The organism is Streptomyces sp. NBC_01478, from assembly GCF_036227225.1.
In the GTDB taxonomy this organism is placed as follows: domain Bacteria; phylum Actinomycetota; class Actinomycetes; order Streptomycetales; family Streptomycetaceae; genus Streptomyces.
This window is the reverse complement of record NZ_CP109444.1, coordinates 1,698,228-1,713,150: the sequence shown is the minus strand read 5'-3', so window position 1 is coordinate 1,713,150 and position 14,923 is coordinate 1,698,228. Positions and strand designations below refer to the sequence as shown.

The following is a 14,923-nucleotide window of genomic DNA, read 5'->3' as shown; positions in this document are numbered from 1 at the left end:
ACCAATCACCGCCCGATCAACCGGCAACGGCGGACCGGGCGGGAGCGTGCTGGGACCGCCGCTCGTCGACGGGATTCTCGACCTCGGCAACAAACCGGTGCGCAGGCTTCTCCGCGGCCACACGCCGCGGTGGCCGCCCCGCCGCGGTTGCCGACGCAGGCATGGGCGCAGGCGCGCTGAGCGTGAACCACACGACTTTCCCGGACTCACCGTCCGGCCGCACCCCCCAGTTCTCGCTCACCGCCGCGACCATCGCGAGCCCGCGCCCACAGGTGGCCGTAGGGGAGACCTCGTCGATGTCGCCGACGACCGGAAGCCGGGGATCGTGGTCGCGCACCGAGACCATGAGCTGGTCGAGGCGCACCTCGATCTCGACGACGCACGTCTTGTCGGGCTGGGCGTGCCGGTGGACGTTGGTCAGGAGCTCTGTGACACCGAGCGCGGCCCGGTCTATCAGAGGATCCAGATGCCAGTAGCGCAACTGCGCAGATACGATTCTGCGGACCTGGCCGATCCGCGACGGCAGGGCTTGGAGCTCCACCGTGCAGTGCCTGCTTGGGTGACTGATCACGGCTGCGACTCCCCGACTGAGGTCCGGAAGAACACGGAGTTCGGATCCAGCAGGGTGGTCAAGACGGCCGCCTGCTGTTGTGTCCGGCGGGCTGGTTCGCAGCGTTATCGCCGGTAAACCCAGAGTGACGTGAGACCAGAGTGACTCAGGGGCCGCGCTCCCGCAACTCGCGGCCGGCCACTGTTCCTGCGTGACGCGAATCAGCCGCTCTCCGGACTACGCCACGGATCAGCCGCCCCGCCCCGCCGCCTTGCGTACGGCCTCGATGAACCGTCGTGCCGCGGGCGGACCGGGCTGCCCGGGCGCGGGGTCGTGCTCGCCGAGGGTCAGCAGATACCTGTTGCCGTTGAGGTCGGCCAGCGCCCGGTCCTCAGGGGCGAACCAGGGTTTCGACGCACGCACAGCCTGCACCGGCGCGCTGTCGATCTCGCTGCCGTAACTGGTGAGCAACTCCAGCCTGCCGTCATTGATCCGGACCTGTCCGGCCCGGGTGAGCGAACGCAGCCGCTTCCCGATCCGCACGCCCGTGGCCGTGAACTCCGGCTCCGCCATGCTTCCCCGCCCCCTTGCTCCAGGACATCTGGTGATCCAGTGTGCGCCCCCGTTCGGGACGTTCGTCCCGCTCCGGTGCAGTCTGCCCGCACCGGGCGTCGAGCACCAGTACGCACGAGCCGGTCACGGTGAGTACCCGGAGCACTCGCATAAATGCGCCCCCTCGGATCCGGCGAGATCGCTCCCCAGGGTGTCTTTGACCCTCCCAAAGGAGTGTTTATGCAGGTGAGAAGCGTGCGGAAGGTGCTTATGATCGAGGTGTCGGCCGCGCGAGACGCCGTCGGCGCAATGTCTAAGGAGCCCCGCCGTGAGCACCACCCCACAGGCCCTGACCGGTGCCACCCTCGACGTCGACCGCAGTGACGCCGGCTACCGGAGCTGGCTGAAAGAAGCCGTCCGCAAGGTCCAGGCCGACGCCAATCGCTCGGCGGACACCCACCTGCTCCGCTTCCCGCTCCCCGAGCACTGGGGCATCGACCTGTACCTGAAGGACGAGTCGACCCACCCGACCGGCAGCCTCAAGCACCGCCTGGCCCGCTCCCTCTTCCTCTACGGCCTCTGCAACGGCTGGATCCGGCCCACCCGCCCGGTGATCGAGGCGTCCAGCGGTTCCACGGCGGTTTCCGAGGCGTACTTCGCCAAGTTGGTCGGGGTCCCCTTCATCGCGGTCATGCCGCGCACGACCAGCGCGGAGAAGATCCGCCTGATCGAATTCCACGGCGGGCAGTGCCACTTCGTGGACGACCCGCGCAAGATGTACGAGGAGTCTGCGGCCCTCGCGACGGAGACCGGCGGCCACTACATGGACCAGTTCACCTACGCGGAACGGGCCACGGACTGGCGCGGCAACAACAACATCGCCGAATCCATCTTCCGCCAACTGGAGTTGGAGCGTTTCCCGGAGCCCGCGTGGATCGTCGCCACGGCCGGTACCGGCGGCACCTCGGCGACCCTCGCGCGCTACGTCCACTACATGCAGCACGACACCCGGGTCTGTGTCGCCGACCCGGAGAACTCCTGTTTCTTCGAGGGCTGGACCACCGGCGATCCGGACGTCACCCGGGACTGCGGTTCCCGCATCGAGGGCATCGGCCGCCCCCGGATGGAACCGAGCTTCGTCCCCGGCGCCATCGACCGCATGATGAAGGTCCCGGACGCGGCCAGCGTCGCCGCCGTGAGAGCACTGGAACAGGCCATCGGCCGCAAGGCGGGCGGCTCCACCGGCACCGGCCTGTGGAGCGCCCTCAAAATCATCGCCGAGATGGTCGCGACAGACCAACAGGGCAGCGTGGTAACCCTGTTGTGCGACCCGGGCGACCGCTATCTGGACAAGTACTACTCGGACACCTGGCTGAAGGCACAGGGCCTGGACATCACCCCGTACAGCAAGGCGATCACCTCGCTGTTGGCAACGGGGGTATGGCCGACCTGAGTTGATGAACAGGGGCGCGGGGAACTGCGCGACCAGCCACAACGCACCCGCAGACGACGTACATCCGCAGGCCCCCTAGCTAACCAACCGTCGATCCAACTCCGTCACCGCATCCCTGAACGCCCGCCCCAATCCAGGCCGAGCCACCCGCACAACCCCCCTGAACACCGCGGTCCCGTCCACGGCGAACGTCCACTGAACCCGAGTCCCGCCCCCGACGGGGATCAGCCGCCACTCCTCGGCCATCGCACGCACGCCCGGCGCATTGGTGACGTCGACCCGATACGCGTACACCTCCGCCGGCTTCGCCGCGATCACCGTCTCGCGAAAGTGCCCGCCGCCCTTGAGCCGGATGTCGCGCCCGGCCCCGTCGTCGATCGACCGCGCACTGGTGACGGCCGCGAACCACTCCGCCCACCCCGGCACATCGTCGTTGAGGGCATGGAAGACCGCGTCCGGCGTCGCGGACATGTCCCGCGTGAAGACCAGGCGCACCGGAGCGGAGCCGATGAAGTCGAGCTCGACGGGGCGGAGATGGTTGGCCATGGACGCGAACCCTCTTGACGGAGAAGGCAGGTTGACCGGCGTGGGCCACGTCACGATAGCTGGCGGTCCGTCAGATGTCTGCCCCGTCAGCGAGTTCGCCCGCGACCACGAGCCGTACATGCTCGGAGATGTCCGCCCGCGCCTCGGCCGGCAGCCCCGCGTCCGTCACCAGCGTGTCGACCTGTTCCAGCGCGGCGAACGAACTCAGGCCCACCGTCCCCCACTTGGTGTGGTCGGCGACGACCACGACCCGCCGCGCGGACTGCACGAGCCGGCGGTTGGTCTCGGCCTCGGCGAGGTTCGGTGTGGACAGGCCGGCCTCGACCGATATGCCGTGCACACCGAGGAAGAGCATGTCGAAGTGGAGCGCCGCGATCGCCTGGTCGGCCACCGGGCCCACCAACGAGTCGGAGGGGGTGCGCACTCCGCCGGTCAGGACGACCGTGGCCGCGCCCTGCCGCTGCCCCGAGGTGCGCTGCGCCGCGTGGAAGACGTCCGCCACCCGTACCGAGTTGGTGACCACGGTGAGATCGGGGACCTCGAGGAGATGGTGCGCGAGCGCGTACGTCGTCGTACCGCCCGAGAGCGCGATCGCCGTGCCCGGCGCCACCAACTCCGCGGCGGTCCGCGCGATGTCCTCCTTGGCGGTCAGCTCCAGGCCCGACTTCGCCTCGAAGCCCGGCTCGTGCGTGCTCGCCTCGACGACCGGGACCGCTCCGCCGTGCACCTTCTCCAGGACGCCCTGGCGGGCCAGCGCGTCGAGATCGCGGCGCACGGTCATGTCCGACACGCCTAGCTTGCGGGTCAGTTCGTTGACGCGGACGCCACCGCGGCGCCGGACCTCGTCGAGGATCAGGGCGCGCCGCTGCTCCGCGAGGAGGTTCTGATTCTCGCTCACGTACGCTCCGGTCCTTTCGCCGCAACCCGTCAGACTGCCCGCGCGCCCGCCCCGACCAGGACATTTTCCCCGGCGGCGGTGCGCGGACGCCCCAATCCTCGCACGCCCCCGCAAGCACCGCGCCACCGCCTGTCCCGACGCGCACATGTCATTCGGCCATCATCCGTCCCTCGTGTGTCATATCGATCGGGGGAGATTCGGTGACGGGGCGTGTGCGACGCGCCGTGAAGCGCGATCCTGGTGTGCACACGGACACAGACAGACAGTGCGTCACGGGGGATGTGCGAACAGTGGAGCGTGTACAGGAACATGCCGTCACGACCGAGGCGAAGAGCCCTGCCGGACGGCCCGATCAGACCGAACCGGCCCTGGAACTCCTGGTCCACGGAGTCGGCGGCACCACACCCGAGGAGATGCTCGGTGATCCACGCACGGTGCGGATCACCGGCGACGACACGGCGGCCGTCTTCCGGCGCGCCACCGACGTCGACGCCGAGTCCCGGCCCGCCGACCAGCGCGGCGGACCGATCCGCGAGGCCTACGTCTGGTGCAACCTCACCTCGGGCAACGGCACCCGAGCCCTGTGGCTGTTGCTGCTGCCGTTCATGGTCGTCAACCTCGCGCACTGGATGCGCCCCACCGCACGCGACCGGAAACGGACGGTGCGCTTCTACGGGCTGCTGGTACGGCTCGCGGGACTGACCCTGACGGTGCTGCTCGTCGCGGCCGCCTGCGAGGTCGCCCTGGACCTCGCCGCCTGGCAGTGCGCCGGCACGCGCGCGTGCGCCGAACGGCACACCTGGCTGGGCTTCCTGTCGCCCGCCGTGTCGCACGACAGTTGGTGGAGCCGCCCGGGCCGCCGCCTCGCGCTCGCCGCCCTGGTGCCGACCGCGCTCACCGTCCTCCTCTGGTACCTCTCCCGCCGTACCTGGAGCGAGTACGAGTCCCAGCAGCCGATGCCCCGCAGACCGGAACCCGACGACGAGACCGGCCACAGCTCCCTGGGCCGCCCCGGCTTCTGGTACGGCCGCCGCCTGGTCGCCCGGCTGCGCGCCGCCCACACGGCGGCCGGCCTCCTGACGGTCGCCGCGGCCGTCACCGTCCCGACGGCCCGCTTCGACCAGCGACCCGACGGCTCCGACACGCTGGCTCCCCTCGGCGCACTCCTGGAGACCGCGCTCGCCGGCCTCGTGTTCGTCGTGGTCTACGTGGTGTGCCGCCGCGGACGCAGCGAGAACCGCCTCGACCAGGCGCTCGACCGCCGTCTCGTACGAGGTCTGCCGCTCGGCGCACTCCTGCTGCTCGCCCTCGCCCTGCTGTACGCCGGCTGGTCGCGCCCGGGATGGGAGTCGTCCGGTCGGCTGTCGGGCGATGCCGCGTTCGGTGGAATCGCCCTGGTCCAGGGCCTGTTGGTGCTCGCCCTCGCCGTGGTCGCCCACCTGCTGCACCGCACCCACCGCGATCCGCGCGCCGCGATGCACGGCCTCGGCGGCCCGGCCGTCGCAATGCTGGCCTGTGCCCTGGGCGGTGTGATGTCCGGCGGGGTCTCCCAGCGGGTCTCCGACTGGCTTGACGGCACCGGAACGTCCCTCGCGGGCCCGCCCGTCCTGCTCACCTGGCAGGCCTCGGTGATCCCGCTTCTGCTCGTCGTCGTCCTCGTCCTGTGCGCGGGGCTCGGCCACCGCACCTGGCGGCTGCGCCGGAGCGAACTGGCCGCCGTGGCCCACGACTACCCGGGCGGGCGCAAGGACCGGACGCGCACTGCCCGTATCGCGAGCACGCGCGCGATGGCCTCGCTCACCGACCGCGGGCCCCTTCTCGTCGCCGTCACCTCCACCGCGACCCTGCTCCTGGGCGCCGGAGCGCTCGTCGGCGCCTTCACCACCGACAGCACACCGGAGCGGGCCGGTCAGGACGGGCACGCATTCGTGCACGGCGCCGCGCAGACCTCGCAGGGCCTCGGCTCCTGGCTGATCGGGCTCGGCTTCATACTCTTCGTCACCTGGGGCAGGCGCGCCTACAAGGACGCCTCCGCGCGGCGCACCATCGGCATCCTGTGGGACGTGGGCACCTTCTGGCCGCGCGCCGCCCACCCCTTCGCCCCGCCCTGCTACGCCGAGCGCGCGGTCCCCGACCTGACCTGGCGGATCGCCACCTGGACCCGCGCCACCGGCGGCCGGCTGGTCCTCTCCGGCCACTCCCAGGGCAGCGTCCTCGCCGCGGCGGCGGCCTGGCAACTCAAACCGGCCCAGCGCAAACGCGTCGCCCTGCTCACCTACGGCTCACCCCTGGAGCGCCTCTACGGCCGCTGGTTCCCCGCCCACTTCGGACCGGCCGCGCTCAGCCGACTGCACCGCGAGGTCGACTGCTGGCGCAATCTGTACCGGCTCACCGACCCCATCGGCGGCCCGGTGCGCGTGTCCGGCGACTGCGGCCCCGAGGTGGACCACGAACCCCTCAAGGACCCACTGGAGTACGGCCGTACGGCACGACACCCGCTGCCCGCGCCGATCCTCGGCCACTCCGACTACCAGGCCGACCCGGCGTTCGCCGAGGAACGCGAGCGGCTGCTGGCCCGGCTGCGGCCCGAGGTGCCGCCTCAGGGCAGCTCGGGCAGGTCCTCCGCGTAGAGCAGGGTCAGGTCGTCCGTGCTCGGCTCCTCGACCTGGGCGACCCGGCTCGCGTGCCGCTCCACCATCGCCTCGAAGGTCTGGCGCGCGGTGCGGCCGTTGCCGAACGCGGCGCCCTTCGGGATCGCCGTGAAGTACTTCGTCAGCCCCTCGGACGCGCCCTCGGCCAGCCGGTACTCGTGCTCCTCGGCCTGCTGCTCGACGATCCTGAGCAGCTCCTCGGCGTTGTAGTCGCTGAAGGTGATGGTCCGTGAGAAACGGGACGCCACACCGGGGTTGACGGACAGGAACCGCTCCATCTCCGCCGTGTAGCCCGCGACGATCACCACGACCGCGTCGCGGTGGTCCTCCATCAGCTTCACCAGCGTGTCGATGGCCTCTTTACCGAAGTCGCGGCCCGAGTCCTCCGGGGAGAGGGCGTACGCCTCGTCGATGAACAGGACCCCGCCGCGCGCCTTGTCGAAGGACTCCTGGGTGCGGATCGCGGTTGAGCCGATGTGCTCGCCGACCAGGTCGACCCGGGACACCTCGACGAGATGCCCCTTCTCCAGGACGCCGAGCGAGGCGAGGATCTCGCCGTAGAGCCGGGCGACCGTCGTCTTGCCGGTGCCGGGGGAGCCGGTGAAGACCAAGTGCCGTTTGACGGAGGCCGCCTTGAGGCCGGCCTGCTGGCGGCGCCGGCCCACCTCGATCATGTCGATGAGGGACCGCACCTCGCGCTTGACGCTGTCCAGGCCGACCAGGGCGTCGAGTTCACCGAGGACGGCCTTGGAGGTGCGGGACTCCTTCTCCGGCTCCGGCGGCACGGTGTCCGGCGGCGCCGGTGCGGCCGTGCGCTGGCCGGGGATCGCGCCCAGCACGCTGGTCGCCTGGCTCGCCGTCTCCACGGCCGTCTCATGGACGGTGGGCGGCTTGAGACCGCTCTCGTCGCTGGTGCAGTCCTCGACGACGGGTCCGGTGCCGGGCCCCGCGTCCGGTCCGGCGTCCGCGAACTCGTAACCGCCGCGCGCGCACCGCTCCGTACGGCACTTCTTCAACGTCGTACGACAGCCGTCTATGACATGGAAGCCGTAGCCGCCGCTGCCTGTCACACGGCAGCCGAGGAAGGTGCCCCGGCCGCCCGCGGAGACGTAGAAGCCGGCCTCGGCGGGGGAGTCGACCGTGCAGCGCTCGATGGTGGGGTCGGCGCCCTTGGTGACGATCACGCCCGTCTGAGTGGCGTCCACGGTGCAGTTGTTGAGGGTGCCGCCGCTGCCGTGGTCGCGGAACCACGCGCCCGTGGCCGCGTCCCGGATCCGGCAGTCGTCGAGCTGCGCGGTGGCGCCGTCGCTCACCGACACGGCCGTGTTGCGGACCTGGGAGATGTCGGTGTCGACGACGTCCGCGCGCGAGCCGCGGTCGAGCACGAACAGCGCGTCCGGTACGTCGTGCACCCGGCAGGAGTCGAGGACCGCCGTGGCGCCGTCGCTGACCCACACCGCCGGATAGTCGCCCGTGCTGTCGAAGATCTCGCACTGGTTGGCGTCCACGCGCGTGCCCGGGTCCCACACCGACAGTCCGTTGCGCCCGAACTGACGCACCGTCGTCCGCGTCAGCGTCAGGACCGAACGGGAGCGCAGGTCGACCGCGTTCTCCGGGATGTCGTGGATGCGGCAGTCGGCCAGCGTCAGCACCGCGTCCGTGTCGAGCGTGACGCCGTCGGCGGTCGTACGGTGCACATCGCAGTCGGTGAGGTGCGCGGTGGCGCGGCCGGTGATCTGGACCCCGCTGCCGCGCGTCTCGTAGACCTCACAACCCACCGCCTCCAGCGAGGAGTTCTCGCCCGTCGCGGACAGGCCCACCCCCGAGGCGTGGTGGACACGGCAGCGCTCCAGGCGCGGGTGACCGCCGCCGCGGACCGCGACGCCCGCCTGGCCGGCCGAGACGACCTCGCACTCCTCGAACACCCCGCCACCGCCGTCGAGTACGGCGATTCCGATGCCGGCCGGGTTGTCGACCGTGCAGCGCCGCACGGTGGGGCGGGCACCGCCGCGCACCTCGATGCCGGACGCGGAGCGCGTGACGATCCGCAGATCCGTCAACTCCGGTGCCCCGTCCTCGACGAGGAGCGCGGGCGCGGCCGAGTCCTGGCCCTCGACATGCAGGTCCTGGACCACCGCCGAGGCGCGGACCGTCAACGGCACACCGTCCAGGGGCGCGATGCGTACCGAGCCGGGCGAACCCTCGGGGCCGCGCAGGGTCACCGACCGCTGCACGACGAGATTCTCCCGGTAGGTGCCGGGAGCGACGGTCAGTACGTCACCCTCGGCCGCGGCCTCCAGGGCGGCGGCGAGCGACGCGTACTCACCTGTGCGGCGCCGCCACCGCGATGTACCGGTGTGCGTCACCTGGACCGTGCCCTGTGCCATGGCGCTGCTGTGCCCCCACCTCGTGGTACGCGGGTTGATGCCGAAGCCTTCGCCGGTCCACCGTAGCGTGCGTGCGGACGGTGGGTTGACCAGAGCCGGAAGGCTGTCAGCTACCGGTGCCGGTCCGGCCCCAGTCCGGGCCCGCCCGCTCCCAGGCCCGGTCCCAACGCGCGTACCTGCGGCGGACCATGCGCCACAGCACGAACCGTCTGGCGCTGTCGACGAGCCCGGCGGTCAGCAGTGCCGCGCCGAACCCGGCGAGCACGGCGTGCGTCGTCGCCGTGGCCGAGTCCAGCGGGCGGGCCACTATGTGTCCGTGCTGGTCCGTCCAGAGCCTGAAGTGGTCGCCCGCGTGCGGGGTGTTCAGGTTCGCCATGACCGCGCCGTGCTGTGCGGTGCCGTCCGGGGCGGTCCAGTCGGCGAGGACGCGGGTGCGGATGTCCCGCGCGGTGGCCGAGTCGGGGTCGGGCTCGATCTCGGCGCCCTTGAGCTTCTTGACCACCGTCGCCGTCACGGCGTGCCGGTCCGCGCGCTGCTCCCGCACCGACCGCTGCAGGGTGTTCTGCGCGACGATGCCGGTGAGCGAACCGATCACGGGTGCGGCGACCAGGACCAGCAGCAGGACCACGAGGGCCAGCCAGGCCTCGACCAGATCGGTCGCGCGACGCAGCGGATTGCGCCGCCAACGCCACACGCCCCTGATTGCTCCCACCGTCCCGCACCCCCTTCCCGCTCCGTGATAACCCCGCGCCCAGTCGTTCACCCAAGAGGCCCGTCGAAGAGAGAGCGAAATCACCCCTCCCCGGGCCTCTCATGAACTTCTCACGGGATCTCAACGACCGGGCCCACGGGGAGGGTTCCCGCCCCTGCGCGCTCTTCGGCACAACTCCGCCTACGCGAGAATCCGGACCGGGTCACCGACGCGGATCGTGCCGGTGGACCGGGGCACCAGGTTCTGCCCGAAGACGAGCTTGCCGCCGATGCGCCGATGCCGGGCCAGGGTGCGCAGTGGCTCCTTGCCGCGCTCGGCGGTGCCCTGGTCGGTGGTGGTCACCACGCAGCGCCCGCACATCTTCGCGACCCGGAAGGCGACCTCGCCGATCACGACGCCCGACCAGCCGTCCTCGGCCCAGGCGGCGGTGCCCGCGACGACCACATTGGGCCGGAACCGGTTCATGGGCAGCGGCCCCTCGGCCGGGTGATCCCCTTGTGCGACAAGGGAGTTGAGGGCGTCGAGAGAGGCCTCGGAGGTCAGCAGCAGCGGATAGCCGTCGGCGAAACCGACGGTCTCACCGGGAAGCGCGTAGTGCGGGTCGACGGGCCTGCGCGTGGCGGGGTCGTCCATGTGGACAAGACGTACGCCGAGACCCAGATAGTCGCTGCACCAGGTGTGCGCGGTGTCCGGCCCCGGTACCGCGTCGACCTTCGTACCGAAGATCTCCATCGCCACGGTGGTGACCGGCTCCGGAACGGGCACGGTCAGCGGGTCACGGCCGGGCGCGGACAGACGGACACCGCCGCCGGGCAGATGCTCGGCGGCGGCCAGTGCGAGACGCGGGTGCTCGCGTTGCGTGACGACCTTTCCCCCGTCGTCGATCAGCGCCCAGCGTCGGTCACCGGCCAGCCCCCAAGGCTCCACGAGAGCCTCCCGGGGCGAGAAACCCCGGAGCGCCTTGACCGGATGAACGTGGATCGACCGCAGCTCCGCATTCCCCATCGCTCCATCGTGCCATTCGGCACCGACAACGCAGGGTGAGGATCAGTAACCGCGGTACTGCTGGTTGTTGTTGTACGGGTCCTGCTGGTACGGCGCCGGGGCCGGGCGGGGAGCCGCCGGACGCATCGCCTCGTAGCCGGCCGGAGCCGCCATCGGGCGCGGCTGCTGTTGCTGCTGGCCGTAGCCGCGCTGCGGGGCCTGCTGCGGGATGTAGGCGGCGGGCGCCTGCTGCAGCGGGGAGGGCTGCTGCGCCTGCGGGTAGCCGCCGTAGGAAGCCTGCGAGGGACCCGCCGGGAGGGCGGGCAGTGCCGACGGGAGCGCCGGCAGGTTGCTCCCCGGCATGTCATAGGCGGCGGGGACCCGGATCGGGGCGATCTGCGGGGTACCCCGCTCGGCCACGAGGGAGTCGTAGATCGGAGTGTCCGGGAAGGAGGCGGAGTAGTAGCCGCCGCCATAAGTGGAGCGGGGGGAGGTCATGGCACATAAGTTAAGCCCACGATGTGGTGGTTGGGGAGACCGATTAGAGGGTTGTTTTCCGTGTCGGGGGTGGCACGGGATCCCCAATGCGAGCGAACTTGTCAAAAAAGGGCATCGATCGGTGTTCTGATCGTGTAAAAGGCGAGTTCCTGGCGGGTTACCAGCGGTTGGCCGTCGATGTTGTCGCGCCTCTCATGGGCGTTCGCCGCCTCGGGGAATAGGTTGTGCGGGTAGACACCCGATGGGCTGCCGGGCGCGTCCTGGCGCGGCGACACGTGATGGGGGCAGACATGTCGATGCCGAAAGGGTCGAATGTTCCGGTGCCGACGACGGCACTGCGCGTCGAATTGGGCTGGCGGTCCGGCCCCGGTGTGCCGGACGCGGACGCCTCGGCGCTGCTGCTGGTCGACGGGAAGGTCCGCTCCGACGGCGATTTCGTGTTCTACAACCAGCCGGCGCACTCCTCCGGCGCGGTCCGGCACGAGGGCAAGGGCAACGCCGGCGGGCGGGTGACCGACAGCCTGCTCGTCGACCTCGCGCGCGTGGAGCCCGCCGTCGACCGCATCGTCCTCGCCGCCTCTTCGGACGGCGGAACGTTCGGCCAGGTACCCGACCTGTACATCGAGGTCCGGGACGCCGTGCAGAACACCGCGGTCGCCCGCTTCGACAGCGAGGGCGCGACGGTCGAGACCGCCTTCGTGCTCGGCGAGTTCTACCGCCGCCAGGGCACCTGGAAGTTCCGGGCCGTCGGCCAGGGGTACGACAGCGGGCTCGAAGGCCTGGCGACCGACTTCGGCATCACCGTGGACGAGCCGCAGCAGGCGGCACCGGCGGCGCCCATGCCTCAGCCCACCAGGCCCGCGACCATGCCCCCGCCCTCCGGACCGCCAGTGAACCTGCCCCCGCCCATGCCCGTGGCACCTCCCCCGGGCCCGCCTTCGCCCCCTCCGGCGACCCCCGTACGGCTGACCAAGGTGACGCTCACCAAGGCGGCCCCCTCGGTTTCCCTGACCAAGCAGGGCGGCACCTCGGGCGCCATGCGCGTGAACCTCAACTGGGAGGTGCGCAAGCAGTTCTCGGGCTGGGGCAGCAAGCGCGGCCGGGCGGTAGCGATGCACGCGGACCTCGACCTCGACCTGTGCGCCCTGTACGAACTCGCCGACGGCCGCAAGGGCGTCGTCCAGGCCCTCGGCAACGCGTTCGGCTCCCTGCAGCGGCCCCCGTACATCCATCTCGACGGCGACGACCGCAGCGGCGCGTCGGCGAGCGGCGAGAACCTCACCATCAACCTGGACCACATCAAGGACTTCCGGCGCATCCTCGTCTTCGTGACCATCTACGAAGGCGCGCGTTCCTTCGCGGACCTGCACGCCACGGTCACCCTCCAGCCGCAGTACGGCGCCGCGATCGACTTCTCGCTCGACGAGTGCACGGTGCCCTCCACGGTGTGCGCGCTCGCCCTGATCACCAACACCGGAGGCGATCTCGTCGTCCAGCGCGAGGTCCAGTACCTCGTCCCCGACCGCGGGGTGAGCCCGCAGCGGACCGTCGACCGCGTCTACGGGTGGGGCATGAACTGGACCCCGGGCCGCAAGTGACCGCTCAGCCGTCGTCGCCGACGACGGCGTCGGGACGCGCGTAGGTACGGCCCTTCCAGGCCGCACCACGTCCCCTGTAGTGCTGCACCGCGGAATCGACGGTCATCAGGAGGTACAGGAACGCGGTGAACGGCAACAGGGGAGCGAGCCACAGCGGCTGCCCGTAGTAGCGCAGCATCGGGAGGTACGTCCCCGTCATCACCAGCCACGCGAGACCGCCGAGGACCGCGACCGCCGTGCTTCCGAGGGCCAGGCCGGTGATCAGGGCCACGGTCGGTACGAGGTACACCAGCGCCAGCCCGAGGACGGTGCCCAGGAGGAGCAGCGGGTTGTGCCGCAACTGCGCGTACGCGCTGCGCGAGACCATCCGCCACAGGTCGTACAGGCGCGGATACGGGCGCACGCTGTCCACCCGCTCGGCGAGCCCCAGCCAGATGTGACCGCCGCCGCCCTTGACGGCACGCGCGAGCGCCACGTCGTCGATCACCGCGTGCCGGATGGCGTCCGGGATGCGCGCCCGTTCGGCGGTGTCGGCGCGCAGCAGCACACAGCCGCCCGCCGCAGCAGCGGTACGGGCCCCTCTTCGGCCGATCCGGCGGAACGGATACAACTGGGCGAAGAAGTAGACGAACGCCGGCACCACGAGCCGCTCCCACAGGCTCTCCACGCGCAGCCGCGCCATCAGCGACACGGCGTCGAACCCGCCGCTGCGCGCCGCCGCCACCAACTCCCGCAGGCTGTCCGGGGCATGGGCGATGTCCGCGTCCGTCAGCAGCAGGTACTCGGGGTCACGCGCGCGTGCCAGACCGACACCGTGCCTTACGGCCCACAACTTGCCCGTCCAGCCCGCGGGCGGTTCGCCGGGGGAGTCCACGGTCAGCGGCAGCCCGCCGTACCGGGACGCCAGAGCGCGGGCCAGTTCCCCGGTGCCGTCCGAACTGCCGTCGTCGACAAGGAAGACCTCCGCCCGCCCGGGATAGTCCTGGGCGAGGAGCGAGGGCAGGCTCTCGTGCAGTACGGCGGCCTCGTCGCGGGCGGGGACGACCACAGCGACCGACGGCCAGTCGTCCGGGTCGGTGCGGGCCGGCAGCCTGATGTCCGTGCGCCAGAAGAAGCCCTGACAGAACAGCAGCCACAGCCAGGCGGCGAGTGATCCGGCGGCGATCCACACGAAGGCGCTCACGGGCGCAGTCTGCCCCACGGGAGCGGCTCCGCCGAGGCCATCGTCTATCGTGGCCGGGTGAAGATCGCGCTCATGGACTCCGGAATCGGTCTGTTGGCGGCCACCGCGGCGGTACGGCGGGTGCGCCCCGACGCGGATCTCGTGCTCTCCCTGGACCCCGAGGGCATGCCCTGGGGACCACGGACCCCCGAAGACGTCACCAGGCGCGCGCTGGACGTCGCCGAGGCCGCCGCCGCGCACCGGCCCGACGTCCTGATCATCGGCTGCAACACCGCGACCGTGCGCGCCCTGACGGCCCTGCGCGACCGCCTGGAGCCGGGTATCCCGGTCATCGGCACCGTCCCGGCGATCAAGCCGGCCGCGGCCGGTGGCACGCCCTTCGCGATCTGGGCGACGCCCGCCACCACTGGGAGCCCCTACCAGCGCGGCCTCATCAAGGACTTCGCCGACGGTGTGCCAGTCACCGAGGTCCCGTGCTGGGGACTGGCCGAAGCCGTGGAACACGGGGACGAGGCGGCCATCGACGCCGCCGTCGCCGCGGCCGCCGAGCTGACCCCCGACGATGTAACGACCGTCGTCCTGGGCTGCACCCATTACGAGTTGGTCGCCGAACGCATCCGCGCCGCCGTGCAGCGCCCCGACCGCCCGCCGCTCGTCCTGCACGGCTCCGCCGACGCGGTGGCCGCTCAGGCGCTGCGCCGGATCGGTGAACAGCCCGCACCCGAGGCGGCGGCCGAAGGCACCCTGACGGTGCTCCTGAACGGCCGCGAGGGAGAGCTGCCCGCCGCCGCGTCCATCTACGCCGAGGGCCGGCTCCTGCGGGCCGTCACCCCCGCCCACTGACCACCGGCGACGAACCGGACGCTGTGCGTTCGCGGTGCCGCCGCACATAACGGTCACCCTCCGCAACG

13 protein-coding genes are annotated in these 14,923 nt (G+C 71.3%); 4 read left to right on the top strand and 9 right to left on the bottom strand.

Annotation, left to right across the window (positions count from 1 at the left end; genetic code table 11):
• Positions 1–16: 16 nt before the first annotated feature.
• A complete protein-coding gene (locus OG223_RS07760) occupies positions 17–571 on the bottom strand; it encodes an ATP-binding protein (RefSeq protein WP_329244274.1) in 555 nt (184 codons plus the stop codon).
• A gap of 228 nt (positions 572–799) precedes the next feature.
• Entirely contained in the window at positions 800–1,123 is a 324-nt protein-coding gene (locus OG223_RS07755) for a hypothetical protein (protein ID WP_019058105.1), read from the bottom strand.
• Between the two features lie 307 nt (positions 1,124–1,430).
• Between OG223_RS07755 and OG223_RS07750 the strand changes: the two genes are divergently transcribed.
• Positions 1,431–2,555 (top strand): PLP-dependent cysteine synthase family protein, encoded by a 1,125-nt coding sequence (locus tag OG223_RS07750; RefSeq protein WP_329244270.1) that lies wholly within the window; start codon positions 1,431–1,433, stop codon positions 2,553–2,555.
• Positions 2,556–2,630: 75 nt separating this feature from the next.
• Here the strand turns inward: OG223_RS07750 and OG223_RS07745 are convergent, their stop codons facing one another.
• Both OG223_RS07745 and OG223_RS07740 read right to left on the bottom strand, forming a co-directional pair.
• A complete protein-coding gene (locus OG223_RS07745; RefSeq protein WP_329244267.1) occupies positions 2,631–3,101 on the bottom strand; it encodes an SRPBCC family protein in 471 nt (156 codons plus the stop codon).
• Positions 3,102–3,171: 70 nt separating this feature from the next.
• On the bottom strand, positions 3,172–3,999 hold the full coding sequence (locus tag OG223_RS07740) for a DeoR/GlpR family DNA-binding transcription regulator (RefSeq protein WP_200690459.1): 828 nt from the start codon (positions 3,997–3,999) through the stop codon (positions 3,172–3,174).
• Between the two features lie 290 nt (positions 4,000–4,289).
• On the opposite strand from OG223_RS07740, the gene OG223_RS07735 reads away from it, so the two are divergent.
• Positions 4,290–6,629: a hypothetical protein gene (locus tag OG223_RS07735; RefSeq protein ID WP_329244261.1), complete on the top strand. Its 2,340-nt coding sequence runs from the start codon at positions 4,290–4,292 to the stop codon at positions 6,627–6,629.
• Here the strand turns inward: OG223_RS07735 and OG223_RS07730 are convergent.
• The 4 genes from OG223_RS07730 to OG223_RS07715 form a co-directional block, all read right to left on the bottom strand.
• A complete protein-coding gene (locus OG223_RS07730; RefSeq protein WP_329244258.1) occupies positions 6,599–9,037 on the bottom strand; it encodes a right-handed parallel beta-helix repeat-containing protein in 2,439 nt (812 codons plus the stop codon). The genes OG223_RS07735 and OG223_RS07730 overlap by 31 nt on opposite strands.
• A gap of 106 nt (positions 9,038–9,143) precedes the next feature.
• Complete coding sequence (locus tag OG223_RS07725; protein ID WP_329244256.1) at positions 9,144–9,749, bottom strand: Rv1733c family protein; 606 nt, start codon at positions 9,747–9,749, stop codon at positions 9,144–9,146.
• Between the two features lie 180 nt (positions 9,750–9,929).
• Positions 9,930–10,754 (bottom strand): MOSC domain-containing protein, encoded by an 825-nt coding sequence (locus OG223_RS07720; protein WP_329244253.1) that lies wholly within the window; start codon positions 10,752–10,754, stop codon positions 9,930–9,932.
• Positions 10,755–10,796: 42 nt separating this feature from the next.
• Positions 10,797–11,231, bottom strand: a complete 435-nt coding sequence (locus OG223_RS07715) for a DUF6643 family protein (protein WP_200691801.1) — start codon at positions 11,229–11,231, stop codon at positions 10,797–10,799.
• 296 nt (positions 11,232–11,527) lie between these two features.
• Between OG223_RS07715 and OG223_RS07710 the strand changes: the two genes are divergently transcribed.
• Positions 11,528–12,829: a TerD family protein gene (locus OG223_RS07710; protein ID WP_329265188.1), complete on the top strand. Its 1,302-nt coding sequence runs from the start codon at positions 11,528–11,530 to the stop codon at positions 12,827–12,829.
• A gap of 4 nt (positions 12,830–12,833) precedes the next feature.
• Here the strand turns inward: OG223_RS07710 and OG223_RS07705 are convergent, their stop codons facing one another.
• Positions 12,834–14,000, bottom strand: coding sequence for a glycosyltransferase (locus OG223_RS07705; protein WP_329265187.1), 1,167 nt, complete (start codon positions 13,998–14,000; stop codon positions 12,834–12,836).
• 69 nt (positions 14,001–14,069) lie between these two features.
• On the opposite strand from OG223_RS07705, the gene OG223_RS07700 reads away from it, so the two are divergent.
• Positions 14,070–14,855, top strand: coding sequence for a glutamate racemase (locus OG223_RS07700; RefSeq protein ID WP_329244249.1), 786 nt, complete (start codon positions 14,070–14,072; stop codon positions 14,853–14,855).
• The last annotated feature ends 68 nt before the right edge of the window (positions 14,856–14,923 follow it).

Coding starts and splice junctions, on each gene's coding strand:
- OG223_RS07710 (WP_329265188.1), top strand. CDS start 11,528: ATGCCGAAAGGGTCGAATGTTCCGGTGCCGACGACGGCACTGCGCGTC.
- OG223_RS07745 (WP_329244267.1), bottom strand. CDS start 3,101: ATGGCCAACCATCTCCGCCCCGTCGAGCTCGACTTCATCGGCTCCGCT.
- OG223_RS07755 (WP_019058105.1), bottom strand. CDS start 1,123: ATGGCGGAGCCGGAGTTCACGGCCACGGGCGTGCGGATCGGGAAGCGG.
- OG223_RS07715 (WP_200691801.1), bottom strand. CDS start 11,231: ATGACCTCCCCCCGCTCCACTTATGGCGGCGGCTACTACTCCGCCTCC.
- OG223_RS07730 (WP_329244258.1), bottom strand. CDS start 9,037: ATGGCACAGGGCACGGTCCAGGTGACGCACACCGGTACATCGCGGTGG.
- OG223_RS07720 (WP_329244253.1), bottom strand. CDS start 10,754: ATGGGGAATGCGGAGCTGCGGTCGATCCACGTTCATCCGGTCAAGGCG.